14 protein-coding genes and 1 tRNA gene are annotated in these 13,735 nt (G+C 68.2%); 9 read left to right on the top strand and 6 right to left on the bottom strand.

Annotated features, from left to right (window positions below; translation table 11 throughout):
* Positions 1 to 56 precede the first annotated feature (56 nt).
* Positions 57 to 734, top strand: a complete 678-nt coding sequence (locus R2K23_RS10365) for an MBL fold metallo-hydrolase (RefSeq protein WP_316516434.1) — start codon at positions 57 to 59, stop codon at positions 732 to 734.
* A 15-nt stretch (positions 735 to 749) separates the two neighbouring features.
* Here R2K23_RS10365 and R2K23_RS10360 read toward each other — a convergent pair whose 3' ends face one another.
* Positions 750 to 1,196, bottom strand: a complete 447-nt coding sequence (locus R2K23_RS10360; protein WP_316516433.1) for a universal stress protein — start codon at positions 1,194 to 1,196, stop codon at positions 750 to 752.
* 382 nt (positions 1,197 to 1,578) lie between these two features.
* Between R2K23_RS10360 and R2K23_RS10355 the strand changes: the two genes are divergently transcribed.
* The 5 genes from R2K23_RS10355 (at position 1,579) to R2K23_RS10335 (ending at position 5,644) form a co-directional block, all read left to right on the top strand.
* On the top strand, positions 1,579 to 1,983 hold the full coding sequence (locus R2K23_RS10355) for a phage holin family protein (RefSeq protein WP_316516430.1): 405 nt from the start codon (positions 1,579 to 1,581) through the stop codon (positions 1,981 to 1,983).
* Between the two features lie 36 nt (positions 1,984 to 2,019).
* Positions 2,020 to 3,021 (top strand): Bug family tripartite tricarboxylate transporter substrate binding protein, encoded by a 1,002-nt coding sequence (locus R2K23_RS10350; protein ID WP_316516429.1) that lies wholly within the window; start codon positions 2,020 to 2,022, stop codon positions 3,019 to 3,021.
* On the top strand, positions 3,018 to 3,557 hold the full coding sequence (locus tag R2K23_RS10345) for a tripartite tricarboxylate transporter TctB family protein (RefSeq protein ID WP_316516428.1): 540 nt from the start codon (positions 3,018 to 3,020) through the stop codon (positions 3,555 to 3,557). Before R2K23_RS10350 ends, R2K23_RS10345 begins: the two co-directional genes overlap by 4 nt.
* Positions 3,557 to 5,098 carry a tripartite tricarboxylate transporter permease gene (locus tag R2K23_RS10340; protein ID WP_316516427.1) on the top strand — a complete coding sequence of 514 codons (1,542 nt, stop codon included), beginning with the start codon at positions 3,557 to 3,559 and terminating at the stop codon, positions 5,096 to 5,098. Before R2K23_RS10345 ends, R2K23_RS10340 begins: the two co-directional genes overlap by 1 nt.
* A gap of 114 nt (positions 5,099 to 5,212) precedes the next feature.
* Positions 5,213 to 5,644: an anthrone oxygenase family protein gene (locus tag R2K23_RS10335; protein ID WP_316516426.1), complete on the top strand. Its 432-nt coding sequence runs from the start codon at positions 5,213 to 5,215 to the stop codon at positions 5,642 to 5,644.
* 21 nt (positions 5,645 to 5,665) lie between these two features.
* On the opposite strand, the gene R2K23_RS10330 is transcribed toward R2K23_RS10335, so the two are convergent.
* Positions 5,666 to 5,736: transfer RNA gene (locus R2K23_RS10330), tRNA-Cys, on the bottom strand.
* A 183-nt stretch (positions 5,737 to 5,919) separates the two neighbouring features.
* Between R2K23_RS10330 and R2K23_RS10325 the strand changes: the two genes are divergently transcribed.
* Positions 5,920 to 6,957, top strand: coding sequence for an alpha/beta hydrolase family protein (locus R2K23_RS10325; protein ID WP_316516425.1), 1,038 nt, complete (start codon positions 5,920 to 5,922; stop codon positions 6,955 to 6,957).
* A 3-nt stretch (positions 6,958 to 6,960) separates the two neighbouring features.
* Here R2K23_RS10325 and uvrB read toward each other — a convergent pair whose 3' ends face one another.
* Positions 6,961 to 9,120, bottom strand: coding sequence for an excinuclease ABC subunit UvrB (gene uvrB / locus R2K23_RS10320; protein ID WP_316516424.1), 2,160 nt, complete (start codon positions 9,118 to 9,120; stop codon positions 6,961 to 6,963).
* Positions 9,121 to 9,176: 56 nt separating this feature from the next.
* Between uvrB and R2K23_RS10315 the strand changes: the two genes are divergently transcribed.
* Both R2K23_RS10315 and R2K23_RS10310 read left to right on the top strand, forming a co-directional pair.
* Positions 9,177 to 9,680, top strand: coding sequence for a ribonuclease FAU-1 family protein (locus R2K23_RS10315; RefSeq protein WP_316517202.1), 504 nt, complete (start codon positions 9,177 to 9,179; stop codon positions 9,678 to 9,680).
* Between the two features lie 18 nt (positions 9,681 to 9,698).
* On the top strand, positions 9,699 to 10,244 hold the full coding sequence (locus tag R2K23_RS10310) for a hypothetical protein (RefSeq protein WP_316516423.1): 546 nt from the start codon (positions 9,699 to 9,701) through the stop codon (positions 10,242 to 10,244).
* Positions 10,245 to 10,254: 10 nt separating this feature from the next.
* Here the strand turns inward: R2K23_RS10310 and R2K23_RS10305 are convergent, their stop codons facing one another.
* Genes R2K23_RS10305 through aztD form a run of 3 tightly spaced genes read right to left on the bottom strand, consistent with a single transcriptional unit; the run spans position 10,255 to position 13,727 of the window.
* Positions 10,255 to 11,232: a calcium/sodium antiporter gene (locus R2K23_RS10305; RefSeq protein ID WP_316517200.1), complete on the bottom strand. Its 978-nt coding sequence runs from the start codon at positions 11,230 to 11,232 to the stop codon at positions 10,255 to 10,257.
* Complete coding sequence (gene coaE, locus R2K23_RS10300; RefSeq protein ID WP_316516422.1) at positions 11,232 to 12,470, bottom strand: dephospho-CoA kinase; 1,239 nt, start codon at positions 12,468 to 12,470, stop codon at positions 11,232 to 11,234. The genes R2K23_RS10305 and coaE overlap by 1 nt, the downstream gene beginning before the upstream one ends.
* A 30-nt stretch (positions 12,471 to 12,500) precedes the next feature.
* Positions 12,501 to 13,727, bottom strand: coding sequence for a zinc metallochaperone AztD (gene aztD / locus R2K23_RS10295; RefSeq protein ID WP_316516421.1), 1,227 nt, complete (start codon positions 13,725 to 13,727; stop codon positions 12,501 to 12,503).
* Positions 13,728 to 13,735: the final 8 nt, after the last annotated feature.

Raw genomic sequence — 13,735 nt, 5'->3', positions numbered from 1 at the left:
GACCCATGCTATGTGCCGGTGCCGACAAGCGACCGGCGGCCAGTAACGTGGCCGTCATGACCGTCATCGCCGATACCTACACCGGACACGTCGAACCAGGTAGCGGGGCCCGCCGCAGCCTGCCGGGCGCCACCATCGTCAAGGTCTCCGTTGGTCCGATGGACAACAATGCCTATCTCATTACCTGTGCGGCCACCGGCGAAACCCTGCTCATCGACGCCGCCAACGACGCCGACACGCTGCTCGAGGTGATCCGCGAGCATGTCCCCAAGGTCTCGCTGATCGTCACCAGCCACCAGCACTTCGATCACTGGCAGGCCCTGGAGGCCGTGGCCGCCGCCACCGGGGCACCCACCGCCGCGCACGAACTCGACACCGAGCCGCTGCCGGTGAAACCCGACCGGATCCTCTCCCACGGCGACACCCTCACCGTCGGCAACCTCGAGTTCGCGGTGATCCATCTGCGCGGACACACCCCCGGGTCGGTGGCGCTGGCCCTGACCGGGGACGCGGTCGGGGGCGTGCCGCAGCTGTTCAGCGGGGACTGCCTGTTCCCGGGCGGCGTCGGCAAGACCTGGCAGCCCGGGGACTTCGAGCGGCTCCTCGACGACGTCACCACCCGGGTGTTCGACGTCTACCCCGACTCGACGGTGGTCTATCCCGGCCACGGAGACGACACCACGCTCGGCGCCGAACGCCCGGCACTGGGCGAATGGCGCGAGCGTGGTTGGTAGTTCGCGGGCGCTGCGCTAGCTGGTCGTGTGGACGATCAGGACGTCGATCTTCGAGCGCCGTGCCACGTTGGCGGGCACCGAGCCCAGCAACCGGCCGGCGATGGTGCTCAGACCGACGTTACCGATGACCAACAGGTCGGCGTTGACCTCTTCGGACAGCTCGACCAGCGCATCGACGGGGGCGCCGACGACGGCCTTCTCCTCGATGTTGGTGGCCCCGGCCGCCTTGGCGCGCTCCTTGGCTTCGCGCAGGATCGCGTAGATGGGCGCGTTGCCGGAGGTCTTGTAGCCCTCGTCCTTGAGCACGTCCGAGGCGCGGGTGTCGTCCTGCGAAGGGAAGTACGCGGTCGCGATGATCACCCTCGCGTCCGGTGCCGAGGCGAGGGCGCCCGCCCGGTCGACAGCACGCAACGACGAATCGGAGCCGTCCGTGCCGACCACCACGGTCTTGTAGCCGCTCATCCAAACCCTCCCAATAATCAAATTGTCCGCCGGTGTATTACCGGTTTCGTAGTACGCCAAACGAGACACTAACCCGTCGCCCGGTGCCTCAGGGTGCAATTCGCGACACAGTGACGTCCTCGACGTGCTATTTTGCCTGCGCTACCAGCAGTTAAGCGAGCTTTTCGGCGGCGGGGTGAGGTTGGCGACACCGCGCCCCCATCGCGCCACCGCACTCATCACCGCTCTCGTTATGCTCCACCTCACAGCGGTTCCGCGCGGCGCCACAGCCAACCCTGGGCGAAACCCATTGCCGGACAGTAGCATCCCGGCGCACCGCGCGGCGGGTCCACGACATCATCAATCCCCCACGTCGAAACCGTGCCCGTGCCAAGATCGACGGATGGGATCGTTTCTGCTGCGCACCGCGCTGACCGGCGTCGCGTTGTGGGTCGTCACGTTGCTGGTGCCGGGCGTGTATTTCGTCGGCGGCAGCAATAACTGGCAGAAAATCGGCATTGTTTTGGTGGTGGCCGTCATCTTCGGCCTCATCAACGCATTCATCAAGCCGATCGTTCAGCTGCTGGCCATTCCGCTTTACCTCTTGACGTTGGGACTCATCCACATCGTGATCAATGCGTTGATGTTGTGGATCACCTCCTGGATCACCCGAAACACCACCCACTGGGGACTCGACATCGACCAGTTCTGGTGGACGGCGATCTGGGCCGCCATCGTGCTCTCCGTGGTGAGTTGGGGTCTGTCGCTGCTGGTTCGCGACACGCCCGTCGGGTCCCGCCGCGGCTGAGCAGTCCCGACCGAGCGCTCCGCGAAGGGAGAACAGATGCAAGTCCCGAAGACAGCGCGGTGGGTGCTCGGCGTGCTCTGCGTCGCCGCCCTGGTGGTGGCCGCCGGAGTCGACGCCAACCGCAGTGGCTCCGGCGCCGACGCCCGCGCCAAGCTGACTTTGATCGCGCCGGCGGCCGCCGGCGGCGGCTGGGATCTGGTCGCACGCGAATCCCAGCAGGCACTGCGCAGCGCCGGCATCGTCAACAACGTTCAGGTGGTCAACGTCCCGGGCGCGGCCGGGACCATCGGGCTCGGTCAGATGTCCCGGCTGACGGGCGATTCGACCACCATGATGGTCACCGGCACGGTGATGTTGGGTGGGATCGCCCGCAACGAGTCCCCGATCGACCTTTCGGATCTGACACCGATCGCGCGGCTCGCCGAAGATTTCGACGTCGTCGCCGTCCCCGCAGACTCGCCGTTCCAGACGTTCGACGACCTGATCGACGCCTGGCGGACCGACCCCGCGGCCATGCCGATCGGAGGCGGATCCGCCGGCGGCATCGATCACATGATCGCCGCGCAGCTCGCCCGCGAGGCGGGCATCGACCCCACCTCGATCCGGTACGCCGCCTACGCCGGCGGTGGTGAGTTGACCATCAACCTGCTGTCCACCGCCCCGGGCACACCCGGCGTAGGAATCAGCGGGTACAACGACTTTCGCGACATGCTCGCCGAGGGCCGGCTGCGCGCGCTGATGGTGGTCGCACCGGAACGGCTCGAGGGTCTCGACGCCCCGACGGCGGCCGAGGCCGGCTATCCCGCCGTCGACATCGTGAACTGGCGCGGCCTGCTCGCGCCGGCCGGGATAGACCAGGCCGCACGGGACGAGCTCATCGCGATCACCACCGAGATGGTCGAGACCCCGCACTGGAAGAACGTGGTGGAGCGGAATCGCTGGAATGAAACCGTGCTCACCGGTGACGAATTCGGCGAGTTCCTGCAGCAGGAGCAGCAACGGATCAACGCGATTCTGCGGGATTTGGGGTTGGCATGACGGTGAACGAACCCGAGACGACATCCACACCACGAGCGCCGCGGTACTTCTGGACCGGCAAGAGCGCGCTCGTGATGCCCGCCCTGCTGGTGGCGCTGGGCTGTTTCCTGGTCTACGGCATCGCCAGCATGGATGTCGCCGATGACTCCGAAATCTTCGGTCCCAAGGCGTTTCCCGCGATCACCGCGGGCTTCTGCTTCCTGATCGCCGCCCTGCTCACCTGGGTGATACTGCGCAATCCCGAAGTCGCCGAACCCATCCGGGATGAAGACGGCAAGATCGTCGCGCGGTTGACCAGCAACTGGCGCTCCACGGGACTCACCGTCGGATCCTTCGTGGTGTTCGCAGTGCTGCTGATCCCGGCCGGCTGGATCATCGCGGGTGCCATCGTGTTCTGGGGAGTCACGGTGGGCCTCGGCAGCACCCAATACGTGAAGAACCTGCTGATCGGCCTTGCCGCCTCCTCGATCATGCAGCTCGTGTTCTCCGGCCTGCTCGGCCTCAACCTTCCACCCGGCGTGATGGGGATGCTCTGATGGACGCACTGACCGGGCTGCTCGGCGGCTTCGCCGATGTCCTCACCCCCGTCAACCTGCTCTACGTGCTGATCGGCGCCCTGATCGGTACGGCCGTCGGCGTGCTGCCCGGGCTGGGATCGGCGATGGCCGTGGCCCTGCTGCTGCCGATCACGTTCACGCTCGACCCGTTGGCCGCCCTGGTGATGTTCGCCGGCATCTACTTCGGTGGGCTGTTCGGCGACGCGATCGCCGGGATTCTGATGAACACCCCGGGCAACTCCACCGCGATCGCCGGGTCCATCGAGGGCCATCTGATGGCCCGGCGCGGCCGAGGTGCCCAGGCGCTGGCCACCTCGGCGATGGGCGCCTTCATCGGCGGCATGATCGCCACCATCCTGGTGGTGTTCTTCGCCCCCAAATTGGCGGACCTGGCCACCAAGTTCGGCCCCGGGGAGTACTTCGCCCTGGCCTTGTTCGCGTTCCTCGCGACGTCGGCGGTGGTGTCGGATTCGGTGCTCAAGGGGCTCGCGGCGCTGCTGATCGGCTTGGTGCTGGCCATGATCGGCACCGACCAGGTCAGCGGTTCGCAGCGGTTCACCTTCGGCAACGTGGCGCTGTTCGACGGCGTGAGCATCGTCGTGATCACCGTGGCGATGTTGGCCGTGGGCGAGGTCATCTATGTGGCCTCCCGCATCGGCCGACCCGACGATCGCAGCTTCACCCCGTCGACGGGGCGGCCCTACCTGTCTCTGGCCGAATACCGCGAGGCGCTGCCCGCGTGGCTGCGGGGCACCGCGTTCGGCGTCCCGTTCGGCGTCATCCCGGCCGGCGGCGCGGAGGTGCCCACCTTCCTGGCCTACGGCGTCGAGAAGCGACTCGACCGCCGCCGCAAGGTGCCGCAGTTCGGCCGCGGCGCCATCCGCGGGGTCGCGGCGCCCGAGGCCGCCGGCAACGCCACCGCGGGTACCGCGATGGGCGCGCTGCTCGCGCTGGGGTTGCCGACGTCGGCGACCGCGGCAATGCTGCTGGCCGCCTTCATGCAATACGGCATGCAGCCCGGGCCGCTGCTGTTCACCCGCAACGCCGACATCGTCTGGGCGCTGTTGGCCAGCCTGATCATCGGCATGGTCGTGCTGCTGATCCTCAACCTGCCGTTCGCGCCGCTGTGGGCCCGGCTGCTGCTGATCCCCCGGGAGTACCTCTACGCCGGGATCGCCATGTTCGCCTGCTTCGGCGTGTACGCGGCCAGCGCCGCGATGATCGACGTGGTGTTCATGATCATCCTGGGTGTCGTCGGGTTTGCCATGCGCCGCTACGGAATTCCGCTGGCACCGGTGCTCATCGCGGTGATCCTGGGGCCGCTGGCCGAATCGTCGCTGCGCGAGGCCATGAACAATTCGCAGAACAATCCCCTGACGCTGGTCAGCACGCCGATCACCATCACCCTCTATGCGCTGCTGATTGCCGTGGTGGTCTTCAGCGCGGTCAACAAGGTACGGATGCGGCGGGAACTCTCCCGCGTCGACGACGACGAATCCGAGCCGGCCACATCCGGTTAGAGCCGCCGGAGGTGCACTTTGCGGCCAACGAGTATCGAAACGTGGCACGCCCACGATCCGTACCCGCCGAAGGGCTGGCTTGTGTTCGCCTGAGGTAACGGGCACCGTCGGGGTATGCGCGGAACCATCGACGTCGTGGCCCTGCTCCTGACCGGACCGCTGGTGGGGGCCGAGATCGCGGTCGCGGCTTTCACGCACCCGGTCATCGGGCGGCTGCCCGATGACGCGTTTGTCCAAGCCCGCAGCGACGCCGGCCGGGTGCTGGGCAAGGCGATGCCGTTCTGGTACATCGCCACTCTGCTCGCGCTGATCGCCGCGGCCGTCGTCGCCGGCGGCGCGTGGCCGGCGACGACGGCGGCGGCGCTGATGGCGGTCGTCGTCCTGATCACCGTGACGCTGATGGTTCCGATCAACAACCGGATCGGCCGGTGGACCGGTGCCGCCGACGCCTCCCGCGACGACGCGCGTCGCTGGGATCGGCTGCACGCGGTGCGCGTGGCGCTGCTGTCTGTGGTCTTGGTGCTGCTGGTACTCCACGCGACCTGACGTCGGTATTCACTTCATGCGAGCGAGTGACGGGATTCGAACCCGTGTAAACGGCTTTGCAGGCCGGTGCCTAGCCACTCAGCCACACCCGCACTGCCCTCCAGAATGCCGGCCGCAGGCTTCGAGCCCCAGGGTTTAACTCGCCGTGATCCGTGGTCGGCCGGCCCGCACCGACGCAAAACAGCCCAGCGCGGCCACAATTGAGTTCAATCGACCCGGACGCAGTTTTTACGGTATCGGTTGTCCGGGGCGCCGCGGTGCGAGAGATTATTGCGGTGGGCCGAATCCTCGCGGTGCTCCTGACCTTGGTTGTACTGGCCTCCTGCAGCGCCGAATCCCCGCCGCCCCGCAGCGAACCCCGAACTCCGGTCGGGCTGCGCCAGATCGAGTTCCACGATCCGAACGGACCCGACGGTGAACGCCTGTTGGCGTTGTCGGTGTTCTACCCCGCCGAAGCGCCGCAGGACTCGGCGCAGCCGTTCACCATGCCCTTCTTCACCGGCCTCGGCAGCCACCGCGACCTCACGCCGACCGGACGGCGGCGCCCCTTGCTGCTGTTCTCACACGGCCGCGGCAGCAACGCCCTGTACTACGCCTGGTTCGCCGAGGCGATGGCCCGCCGCGGCTACATCGTGGCCGGGATCAATCACTACCGGGCCAACACCTACGACTCCAGCATCGACTGTCTGGCCAACCGGCTCTGGCAACGCCCCCGCGACCTCACGCTGGCGGCGAACCACCTTGTGGCGGACGAGTTCTGGGGTCCGCTGATCGACCCGGATCGGATCGGGGTGGTCGGACATTCGCAGGGCGGCTTCACCGCGCTGTGGCTCGGCGGGGCCCGGGTCGCCCCCGACCGGTACCTGACTTTCCAGCAGGGCATCAAGAACAACCGGATGATCCCGGAGTCGGTGCGCGCGCGACTGCCGCTCGATGCCGAACCCGCCCTCGATGTCGCCGACCCCCGAATCCGGGCGGTCTTCGCGATGGCCCCGGGCGTTATAGAGGACTTCGGCATGACCGCCGACGGCCTGGCGCAACTGCGCGTGCCCACCCACATCATGGTCGGCGCCCGGGACACCCAGACTCCACCGGGGCCCAATGCCGCGTTCGCCGCCGAGCACATCCCGGACGCAAAGCTCACCGTCCTCGAGGGCGACGTCGACCACGAGATCTTCGTCAACGAATGCACCCCGCTCGGCCGCGACGAGTTCCCCGAGGCCTGCGTCGATGCCCCCGGTGTGGACCGCGCCGCGATTCACCGCGACATCGCCGAGACCGCCGCGCGGTTCTTCGACGAGCATCTGGGCTGAGGGTTACTTCAGCCCGGCGGCGTCCATCCCGCGCAATTCCTTCTTCAGATCGGCGATCTCGTCGCGGATCCGCGCCGCCAACTCGAACTGCAGATCCCGCGCCGCGGTCATCATCTGCTCGGTGAGGTCCTTGATCAGGTCGGCGAGCTCGGCCCGCGGCATGTTGCTGGTGTCGCGGCCCTCGATGATCCCCGCGCTGACCGCGCGCCCCGGTTCCCCCTGCGCGCGGCGGCCCCGCGACCGGTTCCGTCCCGAACCACCCACCTCGACGGTTTCGCTGTCATCGGCCTCGCGATACACCTGGTCGAGGATGTCGGCGATCTTCTTCCGCAGCGGTTGCGGGTCGATGCCCCGTTCCTCGTTGTAGGCGATCTGCTTGGCGCGGCGGCGCTCGGTCTCGTCGATCGCCTCCTTCATCGAGTCCGTCATGGTGTCGGCGTACATGTGCACCTCACCGGAGACGTTGCGGGCCGCACGCCCGATGGTTTGGATCAGGCTGCGCGGGGACCGCAGGAAGCCCTCCTTGTCGGCGTCGAGGATGGCGACCAGCGACACCTCGGGCAGGTCGAGACCCTCGCGCAGCAGGTTGATGCCGACCAGCACGTCGTACTCCCCGAGTCGCAACTGCCGCAGCAACTCCACCCGGCGCAGCGTGTCCACCTCCGAATGCAGGTAGCGCACCCGGATGTTCATCTCCAGCAGATAGTCGGTGAGATCCTCGGCCATCTTCTTGGTCAGCGTGGTGACCAGCACGCGTTCGTCGCGCTCGGCGCGGGCCCGGATCTCCCCGATCAGATCGTCGATCTGCCCCTTGGTGGGTTTGACGATGACCTGCGGGTCGACCAGGCCGGTCGGACGGATCACCTGTTCGACGACCTCCCCGCCGGCCGCACCGAGCTCGTACGGCCCCGGGGTGGCCGACAGGTACACCGTCTGACCGACCCGCTGGGCGAACTCCTCCCAGGTCAGCGGCCGGTTGTCGACCGCCGAGGGCAGCCGGAAGCCGAACTCGACCAGATTGCGTTTGCGGGACATGTCGCCCTCGTACATGCCGCCGATCTGCGGGACGGTCACGTGCGACTCGTCGATGACCAGCAGGAAGTCCTCGGGAAAGTAGTCCAGCAAGGTGGCCGGCGCCGAACCCGCCGGGCGACCGTCGATGTGCCGCGAATAGTTCTCGATGCCGGAGCAGAACCCGACCTGCCGCATCATCTCGATGTCGTAGTTGGTGCGCATCCGCAGCCGCTGGGCCTCCAGCAGCTTGCCCTGCCCCTCCAGGTACGCCAGCCGCTCCTCGAGCTCGGCCTCGATGGTGGAGATCGCCTGCGCCATCCGTTCGGGTCCGGCGACATAGTGCGTGGCGGGAAAGATCCGCACCGAATCGACCTGCCGGACCACGTCGCCGGTCAGCGGGTGCAGGTAGTACAGCGCCTCCACTTCGTCGCCGAAGTATTCGATGCGCACCGCGAGTTCCTCGTAGGACGGGATGATCTCGACGGTGTCGCCGCGCACCCGGAACGTCCCGCGGGTGAACGCCATGTCGTTGCGGGTGTACTGCACGTCCACCAGCAGCCGCAACAGCCCGTCGCGGGGCACCTCGTCGCCGACCTTGAGCTCCACCGAGCGGTCCAGATAGGACTGCGGGGTGCCCAGGCCGTAGATGCAGGACACCGACGCCACCACCACCACGTCGCGCCGCGACAGCAGGCTCGACGTCGCCGAGTGCCGCAACCGCTCGACATCGTCGTTGATCGAGCTGTCCTTCTCGATGTAGGTATCGGTCTGGGCGATGTAGGCCTCGGGCTGGTAGTAGTCGTAGTACGAGACGAAGTATTCAACGGCGTTGTGCGGCAGCATTTCTCGCAGCTCGTTGGCCAGCTGGGCGGCCAGCGTCTTGTTCGGCGCCATCACCAGGGTGGGCCGCTGCAGGCGCTCGATGAGCCACGCGGTGGTGGCGGACTTGCCGGTGCCGGTGGCGCCCAGCAGCACGATGTCGCGCTCCCCCGCCCGGACCCTGCGCTCCAGCTCGTCGATCGCCGCGGGTTGGTCGCCGGCCGGCTCGTATTCGCTGACCACCTCGAACCGGCCACCGACGCGGACCACGTCCTCCACCGCGCGGTACTCGGACTGCGCCAGCACGGGATGCTCGGTTGCGAAAGCCATGGAACCAGGGTAAGCGCGGGTACCGACAGTTTCGCCAGCAGCTTTAAGCTGAGACCATCCACCCGCCCAAACACGAAGTCTTCGACCTCGCCGCTTCGACCAATACGGACCCGAAGGGGTTCGTCCGTGCCGTGGACACCTACACGCTGGCGCCGTGGGGCGGGCTGTACATGGCCCGACCGACCCCGGGCCGCCCGCAGTTCCACTACCTCGAGTCGTGGCTGCTGCCGCCGCTCGGCGTTCGCGTCAACATCTTCCACTGGAACCCGGGCCACGAGCGTGACCAGGACTTTTACGTCGACATCGGGGAGATCACCGTCGACGGCGACGTCTGGCGCACCGAGGACCACTACGTGGACCTGGTGGTCCGCACCGGGCTGGGCACCGAGGTGGTTGACGTCGACGAACTGCTCGAGGCCCACCAGATGGGGTTGCTGTCGCCGGAGACGGCCGAACAGGCGGTCCACCGGTCCATCGCGGCGGCGGCCGGTCTGGCCGCGCACGGCCACGACCTGCACGCCTGGCTCCGCAGTAACGGCATGGATTTATCCTGGCGATAAGAACTAGTGTGTCTAACTATGAGGCGAACCGCATCCTCAGTGTCGGCCGCGGCACTGCTGATTCTCGGTGGCGCGCTGATTGCCCCGGCCGCCGCGTCGGCAGAACCCGAACCGCCGCCCGGTGAGCCGTTGCCGGCCGGTGAGAGCGCACCCGAACCCGAGCTGTACAACGTCACCTACCGGGCCCGCATCGACGGCGTCGCCCGTGGCGCGTTGATCACCTACAAGCTCAACGACACGCAGGTGCAGAGCGCCGATCCGACGATGCTGCCCGGCCGCGTGTTCGAGGCGCAGACCGTGCTCTCCGACGCCGACCTGGCCGGGATGCAGATCTCCATCCAATGGCCGTACTCGGCGAACCTGCATTGCCAGATCCTGGTCAATGATCAGATCGTCGCGCAGGCCGACGAGTTCATCAAACCGCGGATCAAGCCGGCCGACGACGAACCCGACTACGGCAAGCTGATGTGCGGGGCCCCGCTCGTCGAACCGTCCGTCTTCGGACCGGGCGACGAGGTCCCCGGCGAGCCCGCCCCCGAACCGCCGGTCGAGCCCGCAGCCTGAGCGCCGGTGCTCAGGTCTGCGCGATCACCAGGTACGTCAGGTAGGCGACGTAGGCGGTCACCATGGCGCCGCCCTCCAGCCGGCTGACCCGCCGCCCGGTCAGGAAGATCGGGATGCAGACCAGCGCGACCAGGGCCATCACTGGGATGTCGATCCGCACCAGGTCGGGGTCCAGATGCAGCGGCCGCCCGGCACCCAGCACCGTGAGGCCCAAGATCAGCAGGATGTTGTAGACGCTGCTGCCCAGTAGGTTCCCGATCGCGATGTCGCGCTCGCCGCGCACCGTCGCGACCAGGGTCGTCGCGAGTTCGGGGGCCGAGGTGCCGATCGCGACCACGGTCAGCCCGATGAACGCATCCGACACCCCGAACGACTCGGCGACCCCGACTGCCCCGCCGACCAGCCAGTCGGCGCCGATCACCACGACCACGATCCCGACGAGCAGCAACGCCAGGTCGCGCAGGATCGCCCCGCGGGCCAGCACGGCGCCGGGCGGCCTGGCGTACTCGTCGGCGAATTCGGCCTGCACGCTTCGACTTTCGCGGCGCGCCGAATGGATCAGCACCGCCGTGTAGAGGATGGCGGCGACGGTCAGCACGGCACCGCCGCTGGCCGCCAGGGTGCCGTCGGCGGCCAGCAACCACAGCAGCAGCGCCGCGGCGGTCATCATCGGCAGGTCGAGCCGCAGGGTGCGCAGATGCAGCGTCAGCGGCCGCAGCAGGGCGCTCAACCCGAGGATGAGCAGCAGGTTGACGATGTTGGTGCCGGCGATGTTGCCCACCGCGAGCGAGCCGTTGCCACTGGCCGCCGCCCGCAGGCCCACCGCGAGTTCGGGCATGCTGGTGCCGATCGACACGACCGTGAGCCCCACCAGGATCGGTGAGATGCCGAGGCCGGCCGCCAACCGCGAACCGCCTTTGACCAACCACTCGGATCCGATGACCAGCGCGACGAGACCGACCGCCAGCCAGGTCAGATCCGCGGCCATCAGCGTGGGCGCCAGCCCGTGGTGTCGGCCCACTCCCAGGCTCGGCAGTAGGCGTCGAGGAACCACGGTTCCTTCGCCTGGGCATACGCACCGGTGTCGCCGCTGCCCTGCGCGTGGGCGTGGCGTTTGGCGGCGAGGTAGTCGGCCTGAACGCCGGGGTTGGCGGCGATCCAGTCGGTGAACAGCAGCGCGAACTGCTGATTCGGCCAGCCCTCCACCCGGACGTGGACGTTGGTGGGCCGGCCCGGATCCGCGGACTTGAAGTAGCGCTTACCCCACAGTGCGGGATCGTCAGTGTGGTCGAAGGCGCCAACGGTGCTGCGGCCGTTGGGTTTGGACACGTCCGCGGTGATGTGGTCGATTCTGGGATAGCCCGCGGCCAGCAGGGGCTCGGTCAGCTCGTCGGCGGTGGCCAGCGAGTCGACGGTCACCTGGATGTCGATGACGTCCTTGGCGTCCAGGCCGGGCACCGCCGTCGAACCGATGTGGTCGATCCGGCGCACCCGGTGGCCCCCGGCGGTGTTCAGCCGGGCGATGATCCGGGCCGCCTGCTGCGCCCACGACGGGTCCGAGGGCACCAACGCAAGCGCGGCCGGGGCGGGCCGGCGCTCCTTCAGATTGTGCGAGAACGGCAGGATCCGCTCGTGCCACAGCGCCCGGGCCCGCTCCTTGAGGTCGCCGGCGGTGCCGGAATTGTCCAACCACACGTCGGCGACCACGCGGCGCTGCTCCTCGGTGGCCTGGGCGGCGATGCGCGCCCGCGCGTCCTGCTCGCTGAAGCCACGGTGTTCGATGAGGCGCGCCACCCTGGTCTCGACGTCGGCGTGCACGATCACCACCAACGGGAACATCGGCGCCATCTGGGATTCCACCAGCAGCGGAATATCCTCGATGATCACCGGGCTCTCGTGGGCCTCCACGGCCGCGGCGATCAACTCGGACCGACGGTGCGCGACCAGCGGATGCACAATGCCGTTGAGCGTGGCGCGCTTGTCGTCGTCGCTGAACGCGATGGCGGCCAACGCGGGCCGGTTCAGCGCACCGGCCTGGGGTCCGCTGTCGTGCAGGATCTCTCGGCCGAAGGCATCGACCAGCTTGGCCAGCCCCTCGGTACCCGGCTCGACGACTTCCCGCGCGATCACGTCACCGTCGACGACGATCCCGCCACACTCCGTGAATGTCGAGGACACCGTTGACTTCCCGGCCCCGATTCCACCGCTCAATCCGATACGCAGCACCCCGACAGTCTTGCAGGCCCCGCACCGGGGTCAGCCCGGCACTCCGGTCAGTTCGATGGTCGGCCGGCCCAGCGTGGTCTCCGCGGTGCGCTGACCGGTCGCGAGATCGACGGCCACCAGCCGACGGGTGGCCGGTTCGGTGACATAGGCGGTGCCGCCCTGCACGTGCAGATTCGGCATCGGCGACTGCCACTGGTCCGGCTCGCTCCAGCCGTCGATCACGTCAAAGCGGGAGACCCGGGTTGCGGTGAGCGGATCGTAGACGTGCAGTGCGCCGTCGGTCCCCAGGATGATCGCCTCCCCATTCGGCCCGCGGTCCAGCGACCGGAAGCTGTAGCTGGCCTCCAGCGGAACCACGGTGAGTTCCGCGGTGACGGTGTTGATCAGGGTGAACTGCTGCGGGCGCTCCAGTTCCGCGTCCGGATCGGTCTTGTAATCGCCCAGCACCACCGGCGATTGGGCGCTGCCGGCCGGATTGCCGATCCGGCCGTACGGGTCGGGACTGGTCACCTTGCGAATCTCGTTGCCCCGCACGATCAGGACGCCATCCTCACAGCCGAAGGTGAGGACACCGTCGGCGGCCTCGGCGCTGCCGTGCAGGCCCGGGCACTCGTCACTGCCGGCGATACCCCGCCCGGCGGGATCCAGGATCTCGATACCGGAACGGGATTCGGTGTTGCCCACGCTGACCACCAGCGATCCGTCCGCGCGACCGACGGCGACCCCGTGGTGCGGCTCGGTGGTGGTGACGGCGGTGGCCTCGACGCCGTCGGCGTCGGCCAGCAGGAGGGCGGGGTCGATCTTCTCGACGGCACCGCTGTCGTCGCTGAACAGCGTCAGGGCACCGTCATGAGCCACCACGTGACCCGGCTTGCTGCCGCCGAAGCGGACGTCGGTGAGTCGGGGTGCTGCGGTGTAGTGGTGGCGGTGATCGCCGTGCGCCTCGGTCCAGACGCCGGTGTCGAAGACCGCGAAGCCGTCCGACTGCGACACCAGCACGTGCCGGCCGTTGTGTGCGGGGTTGAGACGGACGAATCCCGCGACCGGCACGTCGGCGATCTGCTCGAGGGTGCGCGCGTCGAGCACCAGCAACCCGCCGTCGTAGCTGAGCACCAGCCGCGGCGTCGGCGCCGCCTGCTCCGTCGGCGCCGCCGGCTCGGGCGCCGCCGCCCGCTCGGGCGGGTCCTCCGCGGTCCCACAACCCGCGGCGAGCGCGGCGACGGACAGGGCGGCGACGAGACGTCTGGGTGTCAGCATGGAACCCA

Source organism: Mycolicibacterium sp. MU0050 (assembly GCF_963378085.1).
Lineage (GTDB): Bacteria > Actinomycetota > Actinomycetes > Mycobacteriales > Mycobacteriaceae > Mycobacterium > Mycobacterium wendilense.
The sequence above is the reverse complement of the archived record's forward strand: the minus strand, read 5'-3'. Positions and strand labels throughout refer to the sequence as shown.

Excerpts from the sequence above, each read along its gene's own strand:
- R2K23_RS10365 (WP_316516434.1), top strand. The coding sequence starts at position 57 with ATGACCGTCATCGCCGATACCTACACCGGACACGTCGAACCAGGTAGC.
- R2K23_RS10360 (WP_316516433.1), bottom strand. The coding sequence starts at position 1,196 with ATGAGCGGCTACAAGACCGTGGTGGTCGGCACGGACGGCTCCGATTCG.
- R2K23_RS10355 (WP_316516430.1), top strand. The coding sequence starts at position 1,579 with ATGGGATCGTTTCTGCTGCGCACCGCGCTGACCGGCGTCGCGTTGTGG.
- R2K23_RS10350 (WP_316516429.1), top strand. The coding sequence starts at position 2,020 with ATGCAAGTCCCGAAGACAGCGCGGTGGGTGCTCGGCGTGCTCTGCGTC.
- R2K23_RS10345 (WP_316516428.1), top strand. The coding sequence starts at position 3,018 with ATGACGGTGAACGAACCCGAGACGACATCCACACCACGAGCGCCGCGG.
- R2K23_RS10340 (WP_316516427.1), top strand. The coding sequence starts at position 3,557 with ATGGACGCACTGACCGGGCTGCTCGGCGGCTTCGCCGATGTCCTCACC.
- R2K23_RS10335 (WP_316516426.1), top strand. The coding sequence starts at position 5,213 with ATGCGCGGAACCATCGACGTCGTGGCCCTGCTCCTGACCGGACCGCTG.
- uvrB (WP_316516424.1), bottom strand. The coding sequence starts at position 9,120 with ATGGCTTTCGCAACCGAGCATCCCGTGCTGGCGCAGTCCGAGTACCGC.
- R2K23_RS10310 (WP_316516423.1), top strand. The coding sequence starts at position 9,699 with ATGAGGCGAACCGCATCCTCAGTGTCGGCCGCGGCACTGCTGATTCTC.
- R2K23_RS10305 (WP_316517200.1), bottom strand. The coding sequence starts at position 11,232 with ATGGCCGCGGATCTGACCTGGCTGGCGGTCGGTCTCGTCGCGCTGGTC.
- aztD (WP_316516421.1), bottom strand. The coding sequence starts at position 13,727 with ATGCTGACACCCAGACGTCTCGTCGCCGCCCTGTCCGTCGCCGCGCTC.